We start from the raw sequence: 7,683 nt of genomic DNA, 5'->3' as shown, positions 1-7,683 counted from the left end.
CTTAGATAACATACTAATAATTTGATTTTCAAACTGATTGCGAGCGTTTGGCAGGCAGTCTGAAACTAGTTTCGATTTTATTTTATCCATTTTCCTTTGGTAATAAGTCTGAAATTGTTTTCTTTGCAAGACCTTCAACAAGCCAGCTTTCCATCTCATCTTTTAATTCATATAAAGCAGATCGTGTAGATGGTGTAAAACATTCCTTACTATTTACATCTAAAAAGCCTTTTGAATATGGATCTGATCTCATCGCATCATAAACATCTTTTAAAGTAATTTCATTAGCACCTCTGGCTAAATAATATCCACCATCTCGTCCTTCTTTAGCAGAAATAATGCCTGCCTTAACTAAATTGGCAAGAATTTTTCTTAAAAAAGTAGATTGTGCTTCGAGTTTTTGAGCTAATACTACGCTTGGACAAATTCCGTCTTGCTCCGCTAAAACTAGTAGAGATTGCAGTGCTAGTCCAAACCATTTCGTACTAGAAACCTTATCTTTCAAGATCATTCACCTCAGTTACTAGTCTAAACTATTTTTTGAAAAAGACAACCTTATCTAAATTAGTGTTATACAGTGTGAAAAAAATTAAATGAATTTAGAAAAACCCTACGCCTTTTCCTAAATTCACAATAATGATTCGTAGTTTTTAGTGACAATAATATTTATAATGATTATATCATTTGACATTTCACCATCGTAAATTTAAACGGAGGTTTACTTTCCATATTCTTATGGGGTTCAAGAATTTCGGAAACTTCAATCAATCCATAGTCTCCAAATTCTTGTTTGATCGAATCAGAATCATAAAAGAACATTTTTATCCCTTCCATTATTTCGAAGTAATCTTTATCTAGCTGCTTGCCCTTTCCGTACATTGGTGCATCTTTTGAAATCGTAGTAAATACCATATAGCCATTCGGCTTTAACTGATTATAGCAATCTTTAATAAACTTCTCTCGCTCATGTTTATTCAATAAGTGAATAAGTGCGTAGCAAAAAATACCGTCATAAAGCTTTTGATCAAAAGGCATGGCGGTAACTGAACCATGAAAAATAGTAAAATTAAGCCCATTTTGTCTTGCCAATTCAATCGCTGTTTTTGATATTTCAATACCTGTTACGTTTATTCCATTGTCAGTAAAAATCTTTGCGTTTCTACCATATCCAATCCCCGGAATCAGCACATCCTGAACTTTCTTTTCAAGGAAATAGTCCTTTGTTAAAATTGCCGAGTCTGAAGGTTCATATCCCCACATCATTTGATTTTCTATAAAACTCGATTCCCAAATTTCTGTCATAATTCTATCACCTTTCGAAGCCTTTTAATCCACTTACCCACTTAGGCTATATTATTGTGTTCAAAAAAAGAAAGACCCAAGGCCTTTCTTTTTTATTTCTATTTATGACGCATTGCTCTTAGCCATTTCTTTATCAGATAAACGCTCGTTACCCATTAAGAAAATTGAAATCAATGCTAATCCTACAGGAACTAATGTCCAAAGGAATGTATGAGCAATTGACGTTGAAAACACGTCAGTAATTTTTGTCAGTATTGGTGCAGGAATCAATTTGGCAGCTTCAGGAGTAAAGGCTTGATTAATATTCGAAAAATCCTGTGGTGCTCCACTTTTTGCAAATGCATCAGCAATTTTATCAGTAAATACATTTCGTTGAATAACACCAAAAACAGTAATACCAACCGTCATTCCTAAAGCACGAAGGAATGCGTTAGTTGAACTTGCTGATCCACGATTTTCATTATCGAAATGATGCATCGCAGACATACCAAGGACTGAGAATGATGCCCCTACACCAAATCCAACAATGATCATATAAACAATCACTTGGAATTTAGTCGTATCAGGTGTTAAAGTACCTAGACAAATAATACCTGCTAATAAAAGTACAACCGATCCAACCATGATATTACGATAACTAGTTTTATTTGCTAAAGCTCCACCAAATGCGGCAGAAATACTTACACTTACCATCATTGGTAATAAAACTAAACCTGAATTCGTAGCTGTTCCACCTTGAACAAACTGGATAAAGATTGGAATGTAAATTGTTGCAGCGATGAATGCCGCTCCATAAAATAAGCCAACAAAGTTACTTGCAGCAAAAAGACGATATTTAAACATGCTAAACGAAATAATCGGTTCAGCTGCTTTACGTTCAATAAATAAAAAGACAATAAGGCAAACAGCAAATCCAGCAAATAAACCTAAAATTTGAACTGAATCCCAAGCATATTCTTTTCCACCTAGCTCAAGTGCAAACATTAAACATATGATACTAATAACAAAAGTTGTTGCACCCCACCAGTCGATTTGTTGCTTTGTGTGGTTTTTTGACTCGACATAAAAATAACTAATTAGTCCAAGTGTTAAAAGTCCAAAAGGAATATTTATATAGAAAATATATCTCCAGTTAATATAATCTGTGATATAAGCACCAATTAATGGTCCAAGAACGCTTGATAATCCAAAAACGGCACCAAAAATACCACTCATTTTACCACGCTTTTCAACAGGAAACACATCCCAAATAATTGAAAAAGCAATTGGCATTAATGCACTTCCGCCAATACCTTGAATTGCACGGTAAATACTAAGCTGAATAATAGAATTTGCTGTTCCACAAAGAACTGAACCTAAAATGAATAAAATAATTCCTAACATAAAAAATCTTTTTCTACCGTACATATCAGAAAGTTTACCGAAAATTGGCATCCCAGCCATTTCTGTAACTAAGTAAGCTGATGTTACCCAAACAAATTTATCATAGCCCCCTAAATCTTTTAAAATTGTAGGCATCGCCGTAGAAACGATTGTGTTATCAAGGGAAGCGAAAAATATCCCAAGTAATAACGCAATCATAACAGGAACCAGTTTTGTTTCCCTTTTTTGCATAACCATCTCTCCTTTTACATTTCAAGCATAAAATTTAATTTTAATACTGTATTCATGGTCTAACTTAAGTATCTGACTGACTAAAAAACGCTATTCTTTCGTGGCACTTAGTCTGATGAAGAGCTATCCTTTAGCAATCATTGGCACAGCCGTCAAAATCAGTCTTTATTAATGTATAAAATAGCATTACTTAATAGACCTAAACCTATTCCAATTCCAAAACCAATAAATCCTCCTACGATTAAATGTGATGTAAAATAACCTACACCTAAACCAATCGTTAATCCTAAAATTACAAAAGCAGCATAAAAAATTCCTACAGCTTCCTCATGTCTCATAATATATAATCATTCCTTTCATACAATTTAACTTCACATAAAGTAATGAATGTCTCCATAAATACTTTAATTAATTTAAAGTTAATATAACATTGTTTCGTTACTTAAACAATATATAAATTTAAATTTATTATTTTATTTTTATTAAAAACAGTATTTTATATGTAAATCATGGTACTTATTCATTAACTTTATTGTATAAAAAGGAATATAACAACGTTACGCACAAAAATAACCTATAAAAACAAAACATTGTTGCGTTACTCTGAATTTAAATAATACACTTCATTACTTAGCACCAGTCTGGCTCTTGCTCATTATCATTTTATAACAAAGACCAAGTGCACTTATTAAGAAAAGCCAAGCTGCTAAATGAAACATAAATTGAATGTCAATCGATTCAAGTAAAGTTCCGACACCTATAATACAAATAGCTGTTATAAAAGAAGTCCAAAATAAGTGACTTCTATAAAAATCAGATGAAGCCTTCATAAATAATTTCTTTTCAGCGATCTTGAATAACGCAGTAAATCCTCCAAATAAAACTTGCCCAATATAAACAATCTTTATATTATCGATCAAAGGCAGTGAAAAAAACAATAAACAACAAAATAATGAATGGAATATCATTAATAAAAATGGTGAAACCTGCTCAACAAATCGGCCACCAAAGTATACAACCACACTTAAACTTAATGAAAAAAGTCCGTATAATAAACTAAATACGTCATACGCATCTCCTATATTCCTTAAGAAGAGGACATAATATGGAAATACTAAAGAACTACTAAATCCAATAATACTAAGTAATGCGATTAAAAAACGATTCATAGGATTACTCCCCATAATTTTCATAAAAAGTATTCATAAATACATTATTTGGATCAAACTCTCTTTTCTTCTTGAAAAAATCTTGCGTTTTTGGATATGCTGATACCATTTGTTGCTTAGACTGATATGGATAATAAGGTAAATAATAAGTTCCTCGATGCTCTAGAGTTAGATCAGTCCACTTTTGAATGACTTCTTTTGCATATTGAATAGACTCTTTATCTTTACCGTGTTGAATCAAAACAACGAAAGCAAACATATCATCTTTTGCATAATTCATGACTGTTTCATCATCTTTTTCAACGTATCGAATCGTTATATTTAATATATTTAAATTTTCATATTGTAAATATGCTCTAACATCATCAATGTAGCGGACAAATTCATTTACAGGTACAAAAAATTCCTGTAAAACTTGTGTATCTTGACGGTCATCGAATTCCATAAACTTACTTTCAGAACGCATGACATTATTACGAGTTTCATAGTTCCCGTTTAGGGAGTGAATAAAGCGATATTGAAAATCCCAAAATAGATTTTTACCAATGTCCGAAGTTCTAGACATACCTAGTGCAAACTTCGGTAAAAATGCGGAATGATCTTCCTTCAGCTCTTGATCTGAATCGGTCATTTTGCGGGATGTTGCCATATAATTAATTGCATAAACCTTATCTAAAAAGCTATCTGGTGCTACAGAAATCCTAGCAATATGCATTCTTGCATTTTGGTTTTCTAATACGTTCTTGTTAAAATAATTTGGATATTTCTTATAGTCCATCGTTTTTGTTTCTACTCGATATAATTCATTATTTGTTAGTTGAAACTCTACTTCTAAAATAATTCCAAATAATCCATATCCACCTAATACATACGGGAATAATTCTTTATTCTCAGTGCGGCTTACTTTAATTACTTTCCCTTCTGGAGTTAATAGTGTAAACCAATTAACAGTACTAGCTAATGAGTGATTCCGAATGTCACGACCGTGTGCGTTCACACTTAATGAACCACCTACTGAGAATATCTCTTGTGACTGAGTTACCTTTAATGCAAGATGATAAGGATTAATCGCTTTTTGTATATCTCCCCATGTTGCACCACTTTGAACAATAACTGTCTTTTGAACAGGATCCACTTTTTCAACCTTATTAAATGTTTTTAAATCAATCACCACACCATCTTTATAATATGTATGACCACCTTGACTATGTCGCTCACCTGCAATTGAAACTGTTTTCCCTTGTTTTTTTGCATCGATGACAATTTTCTTTAATTGATCTAATTCCCTTCCTTTGACAATGCGATCAATTTTAGTAGGAAGAAGATGGCCAACATCATCAATCACTCCATGCTTTAATGGTGTAGGTTTATTCCACAGCGTATGTAAAACTGTCACAAACACGGTTAAGAGGATTATTCCTACAAATACTCTTTTCCCCAAGTTCTTTTCCTCCTAATAGAAAAAATAAATTTAAGCGCTAAAAAAAGACGTGCTTACACTAATGTATACACGTCTTCTTTTAACGATCTGTGCTTGCTCTGGTATGGCTTTAACTAAACCAACCAATCATTCGATTTACGTCTTTTTCATCTAAATGTCTTACCTGATAGGTACGACCAAATTGGCTTGAAAGAATCGTAATGTAGATAGATTTTAGTTTTACTCTTTTTTGAAGGAAACTTTGTTCACCGATCAATACTTGTATTCGCTCTTTTGGTAAAATCGCGGTTGTTCTTGAGAAATAACCAGACTGAATGATCACAGTTCGATCTAATAATGTATAGCCTGCATTTCTAAATCCTAATTCCCCAATAAATATACTGATTAAAACAATGCCATAAGCCCAGAAATGGACAAATGGAAGTAATACAATTCCACTTGCTATTAGAAGAAAAGTAATAATCATTCTTGAATAATACGTTTTTCGAGCTCTTCTTGGTGCTCGGTTTGATATTTCATCATAGTTAATAGAAGGAATAAAATTTTTTAGGAATAAGTGGACATCCTTCGTTTTAATAAATGGATGTAGAACATGTCTACCTTGTTCCTGCTTATCCCCCATTCCAACAGCTTCGACGTAGACAGTAGAATAGCCGAATAATTGACGAATGATCCCTTCTTTTATAACTACTCCTTGAATTCGTTTTAATGAAACCGTAAATTCATTTTTTTCGAATAACCCTCTTGTAATAATCATTCGATCATCTCTTCTTTGGACAGTAAAGTTTGCAAATTTCAATATGTATCGAATGGTTGAAAAAATTAGGGAAAGTAATAAACTACCTAAAAATACAATAAAAAACATCATGTAAGTGAATGTTTGTATTTGATTATATATTGCCACATAAATACTATGTGGAAGTAAATCCTCAATTTGTGAAAATAATGATGCTAAAACGGCAAAAGCTAGTCCAACTTCAAAGGAAGTGATTCCAGCTAAAAAAAGTTTTCTCGTTTCAATTGTTAAACTTATATCTACTAAAGGTACTGCTTGTCCACTATTTTCCTCAGCTACAACCAAACCTACTTTTTTCTTTTTAGAGTTTAATACTTCATTTTTTAATGAAAGTGCCACTTCCTTAGGTATTGCATTTAATATGCCTTCAGCTTTTTTTCCACCAGCTGTTTCAATTCGTACGCTCACCACATTAAAAAGCTGTTGAATAAATCCAGCATTAACTGAAAAAGACTGAATACGTTCTTTTTGAATAAATGTATTTTCGATTACAAATAATCCCGAACGAATTCTAAATTCATCTTCAGTTATATAGTAGGTAAATCGATACCATTTAATGATTGCTGAAGCAACTGGAAAAACAATCAGAACAGCAGCAAACAAATATTGAAACATTGACCCTTTACCACCTGAAACTAAAAGTATAATAAGTGGTATTAGTACGTTTTTAATTTGTTCTAAAAATACGGTAAGTATATAAGCTGGATGTTGTCTTTTTGGCTCAAACATCGTCATCACTTATCCTTGCTAAGTAGATAATTTTATCTCTAAGCTTTTCTGCGACATGGTGTTCTAAGCCTTCAATTTCATGTGTGGTAGCAGCCGTGGAAATATTCACTGTAGATAAACCGTATCGACGCAGTAGTGGTCCTACTTCTGTCGTAACGTGTTGAACTCTGACCATAGGAATAACAATTCGTTTAATAACAAATATTCCTTTTTGAATTTCTAACTCATTTTCATAAATCTCATATGCGGTATATTTCAATTTAAGTGTAGGTAAAAATAAAGTTAAAAAAATAATTAACGCTATAACGACACCTATAATAATCATTAAAATAAAAAAGGGAAGTGAAAAATATCTCATAAGAAAATAATAGATAATTGGTAAAGCAACTAAAGAGATACTGCTAAGTAGTGATGTAATTCTCCATACTGACCTCATTTTAGGTGATGGTCTTTGTGATGGATTTGCTCTCATTTAATCACCTTTTCTATCTCATTAATCTATCACTTACTATATCATACCATGAGACAAACTATTCACAAACCTCCTATTTATCGACAAAGTTAAAAAAAGGTAATTTTCCCCATGATTGATGAAAAAATAATCTTTTAACTAAGCAAATATCTTTAAGCTG

Annotated in this window: 8 protein-coding genes; all 8 read right to left on the bottom strand. The window is 32.3% G+C overall.

Going from position 1 to position 7,683, the window contains the following annotated elements:
• Positions 1–82: 82 nt before the first annotated feature.
• The 8 genes from CN514_RS11170 to CN514_RS11135 all read right to left on the bottom strand — a co-directional run bounded on the left by CN514_RS11170 (position 83) and on the right by CN514_RS11135 (position 7,523).
• The gene (locus CN514_RS11170; RefSeq protein ID WP_176525874.1) at positions 83–505 is read right to left on the bottom strand and encodes an RrF2 family transcriptional regulator; all 423 of its coding nucleotides are present in this window, start codon (positions 503–505) and stop codon (positions 83–85) included.
• 170 nt (positions 506–675) lie between these two features.
• Positions 676–1,302, bottom strand: coding sequence for a class I SAM-dependent methyltransferase (locus CN514_RS11165; protein ID WP_098232643.1), 627 nt, complete (start codon positions 1,300–1,302; stop codon positions 676–678).
• Positions 1,303–1,404: 102 nt separating this feature from the next.
• Positions 1,405–2,916: an MDR family MFS transporter gene (locus CN514_RS11160; protein WP_098232642.1), complete on the bottom strand. Its 1,512-nt coding sequence runs from the start codon at positions 2,914–2,916 to the stop codon at positions 1,405–1,407.
• 158 nt (positions 2,917–3,074) lie between these two features.
• Entirely contained in the window at positions 3,075–3,254 is a 180-nt protein-coding gene (locus CN514_RS11155) for a hypothetical protein (protein WP_025672313.1), read from the bottom strand.
• Between the two features lie 288 nt (positions 3,255–3,542).
• Positions 3,543–4,085, bottom strand: coding sequence for a hypothetical protein (locus tag CN514_RS11150; protein WP_098232641.1), 543 nt, complete (start codon positions 4,083–4,085; stop codon positions 3,543–3,545).
• A 4-nt stretch (positions 4,086–4,089) separates the two neighbouring features.
• Complete coding sequence (locus CN514_RS11145; RefSeq protein WP_098232640.1) at positions 4,090–5,526, bottom strand: FAD-binding oxidoreductase; 1,437 nt, start codon at positions 5,524–5,526, stop codon at positions 4,090–4,092.
• Between the two features lie 109 nt (positions 5,527–5,635).
• A complete protein-coding gene (locus CN514_RS11140; protein WP_176525873.1) occupies positions 5,636–7,051 on the bottom strand; it encodes a PH domain-containing protein in 1,416 nt (471 codons plus the stop codon).
• Positions 7,044–7,523 carry a PH domain-containing protein gene (locus CN514_RS11135; protein ID WP_098232638.1) on the bottom strand — a complete coding sequence of 160 codons (480 nt, stop codon included), beginning with the start codon at positions 7,521–7,523 and terminating at the stop codon, positions 7,044–7,046. The genes CN514_RS11140 and CN514_RS11135 overlap by 8 nt, the downstream gene beginning before the upstream one ends.
• Positions 7,524–7,683 lie beyond the last annotated feature (160 nt).

It is taken from the genome of Bacillus sp. AFS001701 (assembly GCF_002559405.1).
Classification (GTDB): domain Bacteria; phylum Bacillota; class Bacilli; order Bacillales; family Bacillaceae_G; genus Gottfriedia.
Note: the sequence above shows the minus strand (reverse complement) of the source record. Positions and strands in the feature narration are given on the sequence as shown.